At 72.9% G+C, this 14390-nt stretch carries 14 protein-coding genes; 8 read left to right on the top strand and 6 right to left on the bottom strand.

Annotated elements, in window-relative coordinates; all coding sequences use genetic code 11:
* Positions 1-149: 149 nt before the first annotated feature.
* The 3 genes from AB0D28_RS07255 to AB0D28_RS07245 all read right to left on the bottom strand — a co-directional run bounded on the left by AB0D28_RS07255 (position 150) and on the right by AB0D28_RS07245 (position 2707).
* Positions 150-1397, bottom strand: a complete 1248-nt coding sequence (locus tag AB0D28_RS07255; protein ID WP_357383190.1) for a hypothetical protein — start codon at positions 1395-1397, stop codon at positions 150-152.
* A 166-nt stretch (positions 1398-1563) separates the two neighbouring features.
* The gene (locus AB0D28_RS07250; protein ID WP_357383188.1) at positions 1564-2409 is read right to left on the bottom strand and encodes an alpha/beta hydrolase; all 846 of its coding nucleotides are present in this window, start codon (positions 2407-2409) and stop codon (positions 1564-1566) included.
* Between the two features lie 58 nt (positions 2410-2467).
* On the bottom strand, positions 2468-2707 hold the full coding sequence (locus tag AB0D28_RS07245) for a winged helix-turn-helix domain-containing protein (RefSeq protein WP_357383186.1): 240 nt from the start codon (positions 2705-2707) through the stop codon (positions 2468-2470).
* 295 nt (positions 2708-3002) lie between these two features.
* Between AB0D28_RS07245 and AB0D28_RS07240 the strand changes: the two genes are divergently transcribed.
* Together AB0D28_RS07240 and AB0D28_RS07235 are read left to right on the top strand one after the other, a co-directional pair.
* Entirely contained in the window at positions 3003-3278 is a 276-nt protein-coding gene (locus tag AB0D28_RS07240; RefSeq protein WP_357383184.1) for a DivIVA domain-containing protein, read from the top strand.
* Positions 3279-3280: 2 nt separating this feature from the next.
* A complete protein-coding gene (locus tag AB0D28_RS07235; RefSeq protein WP_357383182.1) occupies positions 3281-3586 on the top strand; it encodes a hypothetical protein in 306 nt (101 codons plus the stop codon).
* Here the strand turns inward: AB0D28_RS07235 and AB0D28_RS07230 are convergent.
* Positions 3514-4059 (bottom strand): hypothetical protein, encoded by a 546-nt coding sequence (locus tag AB0D28_RS07230; protein WP_357383180.1) that lies wholly within the window; start codon positions 4057-4059, stop codon positions 3514-3516. The genes AB0D28_RS07235 and AB0D28_RS07230 overlap by 73 nt on opposite strands.
* 358 nt (positions 4060-4417) lie before the next feature.
* On the opposite strand from AB0D28_RS07230, the gene AB0D28_RS07225 reads away from it, so the two are divergent.
* Complete coding sequence (locus AB0D28_RS07225) at positions 4418-5257, top strand: hypothetical protein (protein WP_357383178.1); 840 nt, start codon at positions 4418-4420, stop codon at positions 5255-5257.
* Between the two features lie 50 nt (positions 5258-5307).
* Here the strand turns inward: AB0D28_RS07225 and AB0D28_RS07220 are convergent, their stop codons facing one another.
* On the bottom strand, positions 5308-5865 hold the full coding sequence (locus AB0D28_RS07220; RefSeq protein WP_357383176.1) for a M23 family metallopeptidase: 558 nt from the start codon (positions 5863-5865) through the stop codon (positions 5308-5310).
* 170 nt (positions 5866-6035) lie between these two features.
* On the opposite strand from AB0D28_RS07220, the gene AB0D28_RS07215 reads away from it, so the two are divergent.
* Positions 6036-8981: an AAA domain-containing protein gene (locus AB0D28_RS07215; RefSeq protein WP_357383174.1), complete on the top strand. Its 2946-nt coding sequence runs from the start codon at positions 6036-6038 to the stop codon at positions 8979-8981.
* On the opposite strand, the gene AB0D28_RS07210 is transcribed toward AB0D28_RS07215, so the two are convergent.
* A complete protein-coding gene (locus AB0D28_RS07210) occupies positions 8960-10750 on the bottom strand; it encodes an ABC transporter ATP-binding protein (RefSeq protein ID WP_357383172.1) in 1791 nt (596 codons plus the stop codon). The genes AB0D28_RS07215 and AB0D28_RS07210 overlap by 22 nt on opposite strands.
* A 95-nt stretch (positions 10751-10845) precedes the next feature.
* Here AB0D28_RS07210 and AB0D28_RS07205 point away from each other — a divergent pair, with 95 nt between their 5' ends.
* The 4 genes from AB0D28_RS07205 to AB0D28_RS07190 all read left to right on the top strand — a co-directional run bounded on the left by AB0D28_RS07205 (position 10846) and on the right by AB0D28_RS07190 (position 14385).
* On the top strand, positions 10846-11262 hold the full coding sequence (locus tag AB0D28_RS07205; RefSeq protein ID WP_357383170.1) for a MarR family transcriptional regulator: 417 nt from the start codon (positions 10846-10848) through the stop codon (positions 11260-11262).
* Between the two features lie 76 nt (positions 11263-11338).
* On the top strand, positions 11339-11707 hold the full coding sequence (locus tag AB0D28_RS07200) for an SCP2 sterol-binding domain-containing protein (protein WP_357383167.1): 369 nt from the start codon (positions 11339-11341) through the stop codon (positions 11705-11707).
* Positions 11700-13787, top strand: coding sequence for a glycogen debranching N-terminal domain-containing protein (locus tag AB0D28_RS07195; RefSeq protein WP_357383165.1), 2088 nt, complete (start codon positions 11700-11702; stop codon positions 13785-13787). Before AB0D28_RS07200 ends, AB0D28_RS07195 begins: the two co-directional genes overlap by 8 nt.
* A gap of 10 nt (positions 13788-13797) precedes the next feature.
* Positions 13798-14385, top strand: a complete 588-nt coding sequence (locus AB0D28_RS07190; RefSeq protein WP_357383163.1) for a cysteine hydrolase — start codon at positions 13798-13800, stop codon at positions 14383-14385.
* The last annotated feature ends 5 nt before the right edge of the window (positions 14386-14390 follow it).

The raw sequence follows: 14390 nt of genomic DNA, 5'->3' as shown, positions 1-14390 counted from the left end.
GAATAGATCTTGGTAGGAAACGGCCCCTATGAGGGCAGCCCCTATGAGGGCCCTTTCGTACCAAGATCTCTGCGCATCGGCAGCGTTCGCCAGGCGTAAGCGCACGAAACGCACCACGCCGCCAGCCTGCACCAGAACGGATCTTGTCGTTACCCCGACCGGCGCTCGTCGTCCTCCCCGCGCCGGCGAAGCGCCCACCCGCCGACCCGGCCGGAGAGCTTGCCCGTCGCCCACTTGGCCCGGTCGAAGGTGTCGTTGCCAAGGCGCCGGGCGACGTCGACGCCGTCCGCTCCGGTCTCGAGCGCCCTGTCCCTCGCCTCCTTGGCCGCGTCCGTCCATCGCCTCGCCTCCGACGACTGCCGGTCCCCCTCGATGCCGAGCCGCCCGTGGAAACTGACGATGGCTGTCGAGACGTGGTTGCTCGACTTCACCACCGCCGGTGAGTCCATCGGGTTCAGCAACACCTTGGCGTTCGCCCTGCCCGCAGCCGTTTCCATGCGGGCCAGCAGGCGCTCGGTGCACCGGGAGATGAGTTCGAGCCGGTTCTGCCGGGCGTTCCTCAGCCCGATGCGATGCCCGTCCAACTCGTCGGGCGACGCGTCCAGTACCCGGTCGAGTTCGAGCACGGCGACCGCGTCCTGCAGCTGGAAGCAGCGGGCCAGGACGACAAGCCAGTCCTGCGCCTTCGACTCCGCCTCCCTGGCCGCCCTGGCAAGGTCACCGATCGCGCTCTTGCGCTCCAGCTTCTCCGCGAGCGCGTCGAGCTGACGCAACGCGTACGCCTGGGTCTCCGCGATCGTCGCCGGCGCGCCCTGCACCTTCGACCACGTGACTTCGTCGACCCGACCGCGCTGCTCGCGGATGGTCATGGACTCCTCGATGACGAAGCCGACGCCGATCATGCGGGCCAGCACGGCGTCCTTCTGGGCGCGGAGCACATCGTCGACCTTCTCGTCGATGGTGGCGAGATAGTCGGTGATCTCCTTCATGCTCTGTTGCATCGCGAGCTGCGCCATGAGCCCCGCCGCGCCGGCCAGAAGCGCCGGGTTGCCGGCGACCGCCCCGGGCCCCTTCGAGATCTGGAGCCACTTGTGGATCGAGCCTGGATCTCCCACCATCGCGTGGCTGACACCTGGGGTCTTCGTCGGCATCAGACCGAATTTGTGGACGAGCTGCGCTGACTCCTGGGTCAGCTGCACCCAACGACCCGAGTTGGCGGCGATCTCGGAGCCGGCCTGAGCCGCTGCCGCCCCGACCGTGAGGACAGACCCGAGCCGAGGCAGCCCGAGGTCCTTCGACGGCAGGCCCTCGGAGACGAGGAAACGCTCGACAGCCGTCGGATCTCCGATGACCGCCATTCCGTCGCCGTCGCTGATCAGCTGAATCTCGTTACCCATTGCCGGCTCCTGACAGCTGGGAGGTGGAGAGCGACACTGTCTACTCTGTTCGCTGTGTGGCCTTGGGACTCTAGCCGTCCCATCGACGGGACGGGTGTACCCGTAAGTACCGATCTCCGCGACAGGCCGCTACCGATGGCTCCCGCTTTCAGGTTCCGGACGCGGCTCACACCGGGCCGTCGAGGAAGGCGGCCACGGCCCGGCGGAAGCCGTGTGGATTCTCGACCCACGGCAGGTGACCGGATCCGGGGAGACTGACCCGCTCGCAACGAGGCAGCGCCTTCTCCAGCGAGTCGACGCCCCAGCGGGGACGGATGTCCTCGGGCCCGTCGATGATCAGCACCGGTAGGTCGAGCGTGCGGCACCGCGCGGCGATGCCGCCCTCCCTCAGCTCCCGCTTCACCTCGGCGTTGACGGCCCGGTTGCAGTAGTGGTTGATGCCCAGCCACGGCGTGGCCATGTCCTCGGCGTGCGTCATGGCGGCGTCGGGGTCCGCGAAGTCGGCCGACCACTGCAGAACGGCCCGTTCCCGGTCCTCCGCCGGGCTGCGCTCCCGCGCGCCAAGCGCCTCCCACCGCTTCAGGTGCGAGCCGAGCCGCCGCCGGAGACTGCGTTCGTAGTGCGGATGCCAGCCGCGTTCGGCGTCGATGCCGGTGCCGGAGACGTAGATCAGGTGACTGACCCGCTCCGGGTGCTCGATCGCGTACCGCAGCGCCAGGTGCGCGCCCCACGAGTGGCCCAGCACCGCCGTTCGCGGTCCGGCCAGGTGTTCGCGTACCGCGTCGAGGTCGGCGACGAAACGGCCGATCGAGTACGGGCCACGCCGCTCGGAGCGCCCGCAACCACGCTGGTCCCACCGGATGACACGGGCGTGCTCGCCGAGCAGCCGGGCGACCGGGCCGAGGTGGTCCCAGACGCCGGGGCCGCCGTGACAGAGCACCAGCGGCGACCCGGCGCCGACCTGGTCGGCCCACAGGCGACAACCGTCTTCGGTACGCACGTCAGCAGTCATCGCCGCCAGTATGGCGAGTCGCGCGCCGACCGAGGCGGGCTTGCTGGGCTGACGCCGGTTACGGCTCTCTCATCCAGGTCTCCGGGTCGGTCACGAAGATGCCCTTGCCCTGGTGGCGCCGAATAACGCCGAGCGCCTCCAGGCGGACATAGACCATCTGGATGGTCGAGGTACCGACCTTGTAGTCCGCTGCCATCTGGGCGATCGACGGCAGCTTATCCTCTGGCTTGAGCCGCTTGCTCCGAACAGCAGCGATGATGTCGTCGGAGATGCGGATGTAGTCGGGTGTCGTAGGCATGGCGCTCCTTGCGTGGCACGCCAATTCGATCACGAAACGCCCACAGGCCACAACAATCAGTGGTTGACTTAAACGGCTAAGCCGTTAGTGTTGCTGTCGGGCCGTTCCTCGCGTGGCAACGGGTTCGGCTCATCCCCCTGTCGGGGCGGGTGCGCGTACCCGTCCCGACCCTCCGGACTGCTCCGCCTCCGTACCGCCGATCCGGGCTGCGGGGGCGGAGCGGGCGGGCCGTCCGCAGCCGGCGTGCGGACGGCCCGCCCTTCCACACCTGTCCCCCGCTCATGGAAGGACCGAAGTGACGTTGCACCGACCCGGCCGGCTCTACCTGACCGGCCTACCTTCCCGGCTCACCCCGCACGAGGTGCGCACCCACGCCTTCGACGCCCGCAGGCAGGGCGTCGACCCCGAGCAGGTACGCGAGTTCCAGGCCCTGGTCGCCGACGAGCTGACCGAACTGCACCGCCGGGTACGCCTGCTCGCGCAGGAGAACGACAGGCTGAAGCGCGCCCTGCGGGACTGGCAGACCATGCACGCCCGGGAGTGCCGCCCGCCCAACGACGGCCACTGGTAGCGGTGCGCCCGCAACCCGGCCACCTCCTGCAGGTCGACGGCCGCGCGTCGGTGCAGTTCGGCGGCGACCGGGCGCTGACGTTCCGGGTCGTGTCGGTCGGCCCCGAGGTGCCGCACACCGGCTGGATCTGGCTGACCGGCTACGTCCTGAACCGCCGTGGCGTCGTCACCGCGAAGCGGGAGATATTTGTGCAGCTCTCCGGACTGCGCCGAGCCGGCGAACCGTTGCTGCGCGATCAGTCCTGGGTGCCGGCGAACAGGGTCCAGGCGTCGATCTCGGTCGGTGCCAACGGTCGCGCCGGCAGATAGGAGGCCAGGTCGCGGAAGTCAGCGGTGGCGTTGTGGACGCACACCGCCAGCGAGAAGTGGAGCAGTTCCCGCACGACGTGCGCGTCGGGCGCGGTCACGTCGTCGAGCAGCGGGCTGCGCACGTCGAGCGCGAACACCACGTGGCAGGCACTCTGGTCGGCCTTCACGACGCAGTAGTAGCGCCCGGCCTCGGCCAGCCGGTTGCGGATGTTCGCCCACGCCATCGCCCCGGAGATGTCCGGCACGTCGGCGCCGGCCGCGCACGCCATCCGGAAGAACCAGCGGGCCGGGTCGTCTGGTGACACCGCGCCGTAGACAAGCACCAGGCCCCCACGGTGGAAGACGGCGAAGCCCTGCACGTCGGGGGTGAGGTCCAGGAAGTCCGGGGTCCAGACCCGGTCGTACTGCCGCTCGGCCAGGGAACGAACGAACTGCACGGTCCGGCCGGCGGCGTCGCGAGCGTCTACGCCCATGTGGTGTGGTCCTCCCCGGCGGATGGCGGATCCTCACGCTACGAAGCGCGACGGAGCCCGATCAAGGCGTGATCATCGAGTCTGGATGGTTGGTCCCGTGAACGGGACCGAAACCGCTCCGAGTCCCACGGATAGGACTACGGGACGGCTCGTCCGATCGGTCAGCATCCGGCCCCGCACCCGCCGGAGCGGGCGGCACCGGCCGAACGCGCCGTGCGCGCGGCTGCGCGCGTACACCGGTCGGGGTTGTTAGCGTGGATCGCGGACCGCCACGGCGGTCCGGCCACCCCTCGCCCGACGGCCCGCGCGTCCCGACGCCGCGGGACACGGTGCCGCGATCCGGCATGGAGGGGGTGCGATGACCGCGGTGCCGGAGGGGCCCGAACCGGCCGGCGGCCCGCCGGAGCCCGGCGTGCCGGCGGACGGCCGACGGCGGTGGGCCGGGCGGGCGCGGGCGTTCGGCGAGGCGGCGCGCGTACGGGCCCGGCGTTTCTGGGACGGCGCGCAGCCGACGCTGCGGCAGCTCTGGTGGACCGAGGAGCCGGTGACGCCGGTGACCACAGTCGACCGGCGCGTCCCGGAGCCGCTCGCGGTGCCGGCCCAGGGCGAGGTGTACGTGTTCCTGGTCCGGGCCACCTACACCTGGTCGTCGGACTCGGCGCGGCCGGAGCTGTTCGGCTGGTACGTGGACTACTTCCAGCGGCAGGCCACGCAGCGCCTGCACCGGCTCGCGGTCCGGTACGCGGTGGACGTGCCGCCGCACCGCCCGCGCGACCTGCACGCCGCGTTGACCGCCGCGCTCGCCGACGACGACCCGCCGCCCTGGACGTACGCGCACGGCGAGGTGACGTTCACCTGCGAGCCGGACGTCACAGTGCACCTGGACGAGCGGGTACGCCGGCTGCTCCAGCCGTACTGGGAGCAGCGCATCGCACTGGAGTGCGAGCGCGACCTGGCCCGCCGTCGCGCCGGGTACGCCGAGGAGCACGACCGGCGCGACCAGCGCGACCGGGCGGCGGACGCGCGCGGGACGCCCGGCGGGGCGGGCACCGGCCCGGGGCAGGGGCGGCGTGGCGCACAGCCGGACGGTCCGGTCGAGTCGTTCACCCCGCTGGAGCCGCTGCTCCCCCCGCCCGCGCCGCGTCCGGCCCCGGGACAGCGGTCGCGGGCGGACGGCCCGGAGCCGCCGGCGGTCTGAGCCCGCCAGTCAGGCCGGGACGGCGGCGTCGGATCGGGTCCCGGCGCCGGTCAGCAGGCGTTGGTGCTGGTCTGGTTGCGCTTGAGCCCGTCGGACCAGGTGACGCCCTGGACGACGGCCACCACGACGCTGCCGTCGTGGATCTGCTCGTAGTGCAGGTGCGGGCTGAGGTCGTACTTCGCCGAGGTCGCGCCGACCCGCCCGATGACGTCGCCGCGCTTGACGGTGTCGCCCTTCTCCACGGCCCGGGAGTTGAGGTGGGCGTACCGGGTGCGCCAGCCGTCGCCGTGCCCGATCACGATGGTGTTCCCGTAGCCGGAGGTGGTGGAGTAGTACGACTCCAGCACGGTGCCGGCGGCACTGGCGACCGTCCGGCGGTTGAGGTCGTCGGGGCTGCCGCTGGCGTCGTAGTGGTTCCAGTCGATGGCGTGGGCCGGGCTGTGCCCGTTCCAGTTGTTGCCCTGCCAGGTCTGGCCGCACAGGAACGGCATCCGGAAGCCCGGCCGGGCGGCCTGCGCGGGCTGCACGCCGAGCATCGCACCGGCGACGACGGCGACAGTGAGCACTGCGGGCACGCGCATCCGGGCCGCGGTGAACGTCAGGGACATCGACCTCTCCTCTTCATCGACAACGATGTAAATCGATGCTAGGGCAGCCGTCCCGCCGGGTAAATAGCTACAGAGATGAATGTCTTGGCAAAGGTTTCCTACATTCCGTCGCCCGGCGGCGTCGTTCGGCGGTGGCCGGGCCGGGAGCACGTACGGCACAATCGCGGGCGATGGAGGCGGCCGAGATCCTCACCGCGCTCGCCGACCTGGCCCCGGCCGGCGCCGAGCGGGCCTTCGACGTCTCCGGCGCCGGCCGGCCGCTCATCTGGCTGCCCGGGCCCGACCGCGCGCCGCGCGACGCCCGGCTGGACCGGCTGGCCGCCCTCGACGCGCTGCACCGCGACCAGCGGATCCTGCGCCGGGGTCTGGCCTTCGTCGTCGGCGGCGCCGACCTCGACGGCAGCCACCGGCGGGTCCGCGTGCCGTTACTGGCCCAGCCGGTACGCCTGGAGCGCACCAGCCGGACCTACCGGATCGTGCCGGCCGGTGACCTGGAACTGACCACGCTGATCGAGGATCGGGACCTCGCCGGCCGGCTGGAGGCCGCCCCCGGGCTGGCCGGATCCGGCTGGCTCGGTGCGCCCGGCACCAGGGCGTGGATCACCGCCGCCGCCGAGGCCGCCGGCCTGAAGCTCGCGACGGTGCAGGCGCGACCGCCCCGCCGCGTCGACGACGAGACACTTGTCGGCGTCGCCGCCGCCGCGCTCTTCACCACCCGCGACGTGCTGGGCGGCCGGCTACGCGACACGCTGCTCGCCTGGGCGGTCCGGCCCGGGCTGGCGGACACGGCCCTGAGTCGCCTCTACACCGGCCAGGGCGGCGAGACCGTCCCAGTCGGCGGCAACGTCCGAGGCGGCCGCCGCGGACGGCGCGCGGACGGCAGACGGCGCGCGGACGCCGGTGGCGTGGCCGGCGAGGCGGAGGTGCTGTCGCCGTTGCCGTTGAGTCCTGCCCAGCGTGACGTGGTGCGGCGTACCCGCGTCGAACCGGTGGTGGTCGTCTCGGGCGCACCGGGCAACGGCAAGAGCCACGCCCTGGTCGCCGCCGCGCTGGACGCCGTGGACCGGGGTGGGTCGGTGCTCGTGGCCACCCAGTCGGTGCACGCCGCCGACGTGCTCGGTGAACTGCTGCGCCGGCACAGCGGCCCCGCACCGGTGCTGTTCGGCGACGCCGAGCGCCGGGAGACGATCGCCGCCGATCTGGCCGGCGGCGCGGGCGCCGGGACCGACGACGCCACACTGCGGACCGCCGAGGCCGCCGTGGCGTCCGCCGCCGACCGGGTACGCGCCCTGTCGGACGCGATCACCGCCGCCCTCGACCAGGAACACCGGGCCGCCACGCTGCCCGACTGGCAGCCGCTGCTGCCCGCCCTGAGCCGGGACCTCCCCCACCTGTTCGACCCGGACACCGACCTGGACGCGGTCCACACCACGCTGGTGGCGTCGACGGCACCCGGTGACGGCTGGTGGCGGCGCTGGCGGCGGTCGCGGGCCGGGACACGGCTGCGCCGGCTCAGCGGCGGCGACGTACCCGCGGAACGGTTGCGAACAGCGGTGGAGGCGGCGGGCGCGGTACGGGCGGCGGCGCGGCTGGCGGCCACCGGCGGTACCGACCTGGCCGGCTCCTGGCGTGCCCTGGCCACCGCCGAGGCGGCGCTCGCCGAGGCCGTCGGCACGGCGATGCGCCACCGGGCGACGAGCGCCCACCGGTGGAGCGACGCGGCGCGGCGTGCCACGGGTGGCCTGGCCGCCGCGCTGCGGGCCGGACGCAACCGCCGCCGCGAACTGCTCGCCGGGCTGGACGCCCGGGCGCTGGTACGGGCGCTGCCGCTGTGGGTCGGCACGGTCACCGACGTCGAGGACCTGCTGCCCCCGATGCCGGGGATGTTCGACCTGGTGGTGCTCGACGAGGCCGCGCACATCGACCAGTTGCGGGCCGCGCCGGCGTTGGCCCGGGCCCGGCGGGCGCTGGTGGCCGGCGACCCCCGGCAGCTGCGGTTCGTGTCGTTCGTGGCCGACGTGGACGTGGCCGCCACCCTGCGCCGGCACGGTCTGGAACGCTTCGGCGACCGGCTCGACGTACGCCGGTCCAGCGCTTTCGACGTGGCCACCGGCGCCGCCCCGGTCACCTGGCTGGGCGAGCACCATCGGTCCGTGCCGCACCTGATCGGGTTCTCCGCGCGCCGGTTCTACGGCGACCGGCTGGAACTGGTCACCCGGCATCCGCGCAACGAGCGCGCCGACGTCATCGACGTGGTGACCGTCGAGGGTGCGAGCGTTGTCGACGGCGTCAACCAGGCCGAGGTCACCGCCGTCCTCGACCTGGTACGGCGACTCGCCGCCGATCCCCCGCCGGGCGGCATCGCGGTGGTCACCCCGTTCCGCGCGCAGGCGGACGCGGTGGAGGCGGCGCTGCTGGCCGCGTACGACGTCGACGAGATCGAGCGCCTCGGCCTGCGCTCGGGCACGGTGCACGCGTTCCAGGGCAGCGAGGCGGACGTGGTGATCGCCTCACTCGGGCTGGTGGACGGCGACCCGCCGGCACGGCACCGGTTCGCCGCCGGGCCGAACCTGTTCAACGTGCTCGTCACCCGGGCCCGGAGGCGGCTGACAGTGGTCACCTCGCTGCGTTCGCCGGAGGGCCTGGTGGGTGACTTCCTGGCCTACGCGGACCGGCCACCCGTCGCGCCGGAGGCGGTGCCGGTGACCGGCTGGACCGCCGAGCTGGCCGAGGAGCTGAGCCGGCTCGGGCTGCCGGTGCGGCCCGGATATCCGGTGGGCCGGTGGCGCGTCGACCTCTGCGTGGGCGGGGACGCCGACGCCGTCGGGGTGATCTGCGGGGTGCACCCGGACGGTGCGGCGGCGCACCTGGAACGGCAGCGCACGCTGATCCGGGCCGGGTGGCGGCTGCACGAGGCGTTCGCCAGCCGCTGGGCGGGCGACCCGATCCGGGCCGCCCTGGAGCTGGCGTCGGGCATCGGCGCCGCCGGGCCGGGCAGCGAAAGCGGCCCCGACGGGCCCGACGGGCCGGGCAGCGAAAGCGGCCCCGACGAGCCCGCCGGGCCCGGCACCGGCGGCACCGCGCGGGCCGGTGCTCAGCCGACCAGGGCGGCGTAGCGGCCGCGCCGGTCCAGCAGCGCGTCGTGGGTGCCGGATTCGACGATCCGGCCGTGGTCGAGGACGGCGATGCGGTCGGCGTCGCGGACGGTGGAGAGCCGGTGCGCGATGGTCACCACGGTGCGGCCCCGGGCCAGCTCGTCCAGCGCCCGCTGGACCGCGCGCTCGGTCTCGGTGTCCAGCGCGCTGGTCGCCTCGTCCAGCACCAGGATCCGCGGGTCGCGCAGCAGGGTCCGGGCGATCGCCAGGCGCTGCTGCTCGCCGCCGGAGAACCGGTGGCCGCGTGAGCCGACCATGGTGTCGTACCCGTCGGGCAGCGCGCTGATGAGGTCGTGGATGCGCGCGGCGCGGGCGGCGGCCTCGATGTCGGCGTCGGTGGCGTCGGGGCGGGCGTACCGGAGGTTGTGCCGCACGGTGCCGTGCAGCAGGTACGTCTCCTGGCTGACCACGCCCACGACGGCGGCCAGGTCGGCCGGGCGCAGGTCGCGCAGGTCGATCCCGTCGATGGTGACGCGGCCGGCGTCCGGGTCGTGCAGCCGGCTGATCAGCGCGGCGAGTGTGCTCTTGCCGGAGCCGGTCTCCCCCACCAGGGCGAGGCTGGTGCCGGCGGGGACGTCCAGGCTGACGCCGGCCAGGGCGGCGGTGTCGCTGCCCGGGTAGCTGAAGGTGACGTCCTCGACGCGCAGGTGGCCACGGGCGGTGGCCGGGTCCAGCGGGACCGGGCGATCCGGCTCGGCGACCTCGACGGGCAGGTCGAGGTATTCGAAGATGCGGGCGAACAGGGCCAGGGACGCGGTGAGCGTGACGCCGACGTTGAGCAGGCCCATCAGCGGCCGGAACAGGTTGCCCTGCAGCGCGGTGAACGCGACGAGCGTGCCGATGGTGAGCGTGCCGGCGGTGCCGGGCAGGCCGGCGCCCAGGTAGATCACCGCCGGGATGGCGGCGAAGACGATGCTCATGGCGGCCATCCGCCAGCGTCCGGCCAGCTCCGAGCGCAGTTCCAGGTCGACCAGGCGGGCCGAGGAGGTGGTGAACCGGTCGACCAGGGCGGGGCCGGTGCCGAGCGTCTTGGCCAGCCGCACGCCGCTTACCGACAGCCCCTCCTCGATGGTCACCGTGAGGTCGGCCAGTTCCCGCTGGCGCTGGGCGGTGATCTCCCGGCGCAGCCGGGCGACCCGGCGGGTGAGCCAGAGCGCGGGCGGCAGCACGACCGCCGAGACGAGCGTGAGGCGCCAGCTCAGCGCCAGCATCGCGATGGTGGTGGCGACCACCGTGGTGAGGTTGGCGGCGATCGAGGTGGCGGTGGAGGTGACCACCGACTGCATGCCGCCGATGTCGTTGGTGATGCGCGACTGGACCTCGCCGGTGCGGGTGCGCACGAAGAAGCCGATCGACTGCCGCTGGAGGTGGGCGAAGACGTCGGTGCGCAGCCGGTGCATGACCTCCTGGCCGACGCGGGTGGAGATCCAGGTCTGGACGACGCCGAGCACGGCGGTCACGGCGGCGACCGCGACCATGCCCGCGACCAGCCAGGCCAGCAGCGTCAGGTCACGCTCCGGCAGGGCCCTGTCGATCACGGTACGCAGCAGGAAAGGCGTCGCCATCGCGATGATCGAGGACGCCACGATGATCGCCACCACGGTGGCGAGCGGGCCTCGGTGGGCGGTGAACAGGCCGCCGATGCGGCGCAGGGACACGTCGCGGGCCTGGGCCTTCTCGGCCGGGGAGACGGTTCGGCCGTCGCGGCGGCCGTCGGGGATGCGATCCAAGGGTGCTCCTCGTGTGGGGGACGATGCTGCCACCAACAATGCTGAGGTTACCTCAACATGAGGGAACAACACGAAAGCCTGTTACCGTATTCCCCGTGAGCGGCAGCGACGAGAGCCTGGCCGAGACGTTCTGGGCGGTGACCCGCCGGCTGCGGCACCAGACCAAGCGCGCGCTGGAACCGTGGGAGATCAGCCCCGGGCAGGCGCGGGCACTCGGCGTGCTGATGCGCCACGGCGCGCTACGGCCCGGCGCGCTCGCCGAGCACCTGCGCATCGCCCCGCGTTCGGCCACCGAGGTGATCGACGGGTTGCAGGAACGTGGCCTGGTGCGGCGGCGGCCCGACCCGGGTGACAGGCGGGCCACGCTCGTCGAGCCGACCGCCGAGGGCGAGCGGGTGGGCGCGGCGATCCGGCAGGCGCGGGCCACCGAGGCGGAACGGTTCTTCGGCGCGCTCGCACCGGAGGACCGGGCCGAGCTGGCCCGCATCCTGCGCCTGCTGCGCGAGGAATAGATCCGCCGTTTTTCACCCGTTCCGGGTGAGACGACGGGCCCCGTTGCGGGGAATAGCGCCATCGGAAGGAGGGCCGATGGTCGACGCCACCGAAGAGTTCTTCCGGAGCCTGGGGCAGCGCAGGCAGCGCGGGCCGACAGCGCTGCACGAGGGCACCGTCCGGTTCGACATCGCCGGCGACGGCTCGGTCGACCACTGGCTGGTCTCCGTCGCCCGGGGCGAGGTCACGGCGACGCGGCAGGCCACCGGCGGAGACGCGGTCGTCCGGGCGGACCGGGCCGTCTTCGACCGGATCGCGCGAGGCGAGGCGTACTTCCTGACCACCGTCCTGCGCGGCGAGGCCGAGGTGGAGGGCAGCCCGCGGCTGTTCGCGACCGTACGCCGGCTGTTCCCCTCCCCGCCCGGCTCGCGCCCGGCACGACACCGGGGAGACGACGATGGGTGACGACCACGTCGGCATCTTCGACGGGACGACCTTCCTGGTCTGCGACCGGGCGGGCGACATCGTCCCGGCGGCCGACGCCACCCACGGCCTGTTCGCCCACGACACCCGTCTGCTGTCCCGGTGGCAGCTCACCATCGACGGCGAGCGGCTCAGCACGCTGTCCATCGACGACATCCAGTACTTCGAGAACCGGTTCTACCTGGTTCCGGGCAGTCAGGACGTCTACGTCAACAGCACGCTCGAGGTGCGCCGGACCCACCGGCTGGACAGCGGACTCCAGGAGGACCTGCTCCTGGTCAACAACGACCGGCGGCCCGTCGACCTGACCGTGCGGATCGAGGTGGACGCGGACTTCGCGGACCTCTTCGCGGTCAAGGAGGGCACGACGAACCGCGAGGGGCGGCACTACCGTCGGGTCGACGGCCCGCGACTCGTCCTGGGTTACCAGCGCGAACGCTACCGCCGCGAGACGATCGTGTCCGCGACGGCTCCGGCGGAGGTGGACGAGAACGGCCTGACGCTGCGCGTGCACATCGAACCGCACGGCCGGTGGCAGACCCGGCTGACGGCCGAGCCGGACCTCCCCCTGCCCCGCGGGCTGGAGCGGCTGCGCCTGCCGGGACGGGCCGCCGGCGCCGAGCGGAACAAGGCAGGCGAACTACGGGAGTGGCTGGACCGGGCGCCGCGCCTGGAGACCAGCTGGGGGCCGTTGCAGAACACCTACCGGCAGAGCCTCATCGACCTGGCCGCGCTGCGGTTCAGCCCGTTCCTCGCCGGGACCGGGTGCGTGCTGGCGGCCGGGTTGCCCTGGTTCATGTGCCTGTTCGGCCGGGACAGCATCCTCACCAGCCTCCAGGCGCTGCCGTTCGCGCCCGAACTCGCCGCCACCACGCTCACCGTGCTCGCCTTCCGTCAGGGCAGCCGGATCGACGACTTCCGGGAGGAGGAGCCGGGCCGGATCCTGCACGAGATGCGCTACGGCGAGCTGACCGTCTTCGACGAGACACCGCACAGCCCCTACTTCGGCAGCGCGGACGTCACTCCCCTGTTCCTCGTGCTGCTCGACGAGTACGAGCGGTGGACCGGCGACGCCGCCCTCGTACGCGCGGTGGAGCAGGAGGCACGGGCAGCGATCGACTGGATCGACCACTATGCCGACCGGGCCGGCAACGGGTACGTCTCCTACGAGCGTCGCAACACGGTGAACGGCCTGGAGAACCAGTGCTGGAAGGACTCGTGGGACAGCATCTCCTACCGCGACGGCCGGCTGCCGGGCTTCCCCCGCGCCACCTGCGAACTCCAGGGGTACGCGTACGACGCGAAGGTGCGCACCGCCCGGCTGGCCCGCGAGATCTGGCACGACCCGGCGTACGCGGACCGGCTGGAACGTGAGGCCGCCGACCTCAAGCGCCGCTTCAACCAGGACTTCTGGATCGACGACGGCGAGTACATGGCGCTGGCGCTGGACGGCGACGGCCGCCGGGTGGACGCCCTGTCGTCGAACATCGGCCACCTGCTGTGGAGCGGCATCGTCGAGGAGCCGAAGGCCGAGGCTCTGGTACGGCACCTGATGTCACCGGCGATGTTCAGCGGCTGGGGTGTCCGCACGCTGGCCGAGGGCGAGGCCCGCTACAACCCGGTCGGTTACCACGTCGGGACCATCTGGCCGTTCGACAACTCGTTCATCGCCTGGGGTCTGCGGCGCTACGGGTACGCCGACGAGGCGGCCCGCATCGCGGCCGGCATCCTGGACGCGGCGGCCTTCTACGACGGCCGGCTGCCGGAGGCGTTCGCCGGGCACGCCCGCTCGGAGACCCGGTATCCGATCCGGTATCCGACCGCGTGCAGCCCGCAGGCGTGGTCGGCCGGCGCGCCGCTGCTGCTCCTGCGGACGATGCTCGGCCTCCGGCCGGTCGGCGACGATCTCGTGGCCCGGCCCGCCCTGCCTGCTAACCTCGAGTACGTGGCGTTGCTCGACGTCCCCGGCCGCTGGGGACGCCTGGACGCCTTCGGCAGGAGCACCCCCGCCGGCGGCCTGAGCCGCTACGAGCTGGCGCCGCAGCAGCTCTCCGCACCGTGACGGGATCCCCATGCAGCGCATCGACTGGGCACACACAGCGGTCGTGGGCGTCCACTGGCAACACGAGGTGGTCAGCCCGGACGGCGTCTTCGGCCCGTTCTTCGCCGGCCAGGTGGCCCGGCACGGCGTGGCGGCGAACGCGGCCCGGGTCGCCGCCGCCGCGCGGGCGGCGGGCGGCCTGGTGGTCTTCACCCGCGTCGCCTACCGGCCCGGCCATCCGGACCTGATCACCAACACCCCGAGCTTCGCCATGATCGCCGAACGCGGGGCGTTCCTGGAGGGCGACCCGAAGACCCGGATCGTTGACGAGGTCGCGCGACAGCCCGGCGACATCGTGGTCACCGGCACCCGGCTCGGCGGATTCTCCGGCACCGAACTGGACCTGATCCTGCGCGCCCGGGGCGTGCGGACCGTGGTGTTCACCGGCGTCGCGACGAACCTGGCCGTCGCCGCCACCGCCTACCAGGCGGTCGACAACGGGTACCGCATCGTCACCGTCTCCGACGCGTGCACGGCGGCCACCGACGAGCTGCACGACACCTACCTGAGCACGCTGGGCCAGCTCGGCGAGGTGGCCACCACCGGCGAGATCGCCTGACCGGG

Source organism: Micromonospora sp. NPDC048169, from assembly GCF_040652815.1.
GTDB lineage: Bacteria > Actinomycetota > Actinomycetes > Mycobacteriales > Micromonosporaceae > Micromonospora.
Note: the sequence above shows the minus strand (reverse complement) of the source record. Positions and strands in the feature narration are given on the sequence as shown.

Bases quoted from the DNA above. Each gene is read 5' to 3' on its own strand.
- AB0D28_RS07255 (WP_357383190.1), bottom strand. From the start codon at position 1,397: ATGGGTAACGAGATTCAGCTGATCAGCGACGGCGACGGAATGGCGGTC.
- AB0D28_RS07250 (WP_357383188.1), bottom strand. From the start codon at position 2,409: ATGACTGCTGACGTGCGTACCGAAGACGGTTGTCGCCTGTGGGCCGAC.
- AB0D28_RS07245 (WP_357383186.1), bottom strand. From the start codon at position 2,707: ATGCCTACGACACCCGACTACATCCGCATCTCCGACGACATCATCGCT.
- AB0D28_RS07230 (WP_357383180.1), bottom strand. From the start codon at position 4,059: ATGGGCGTAGACGCTCGCGACGCCGCCGGCCGGACCGTGCAGTTCGTT.
- AB0D28_RS07225 (WP_357383178.1), top strand. From the start codon at position 4,418: ATGACCGCGGTGCCGGAGGGGCCCGAACCGGCCGGCGGCCCGCCGGAG.
- AB0D28_RS07220 (WP_357383176.1), bottom strand. From the start codon at position 5,865: ATGTCCCTGACGTTCACCGCGGCCCGGATGCGCGTGCCCGCAGTGCTC.
- AB0D28_RS07215 (WP_357383174.1), top strand. From the start codon at position 6,036: ATGGAGGCGGCCGAGATCCTCACCGCGCTCGCCGACCTGGCCCCGGCC.
- AB0D28_RS07200 (WP_357383167.1), top strand. From the start codon at position 11,339: ATGGTCGACGCCACCGAAGAGTTCTTCCGGAGCCTGGGGCAGCGCAGG.
- AB0D28_RS07195 (WP_357383165.1), top strand. From the start codon at position 11,700: ATGGGTGACGACCACGTCGGCATCTTCGACGGGACGACCTTCCTGGTC.
- AB0D28_RS07190 (WP_357383163.1), top strand. From the start codon at position 13,798: ATGCAGCGCATCGACTGGGCACACACAGCGGTCGTGGGCGTCCACTGG.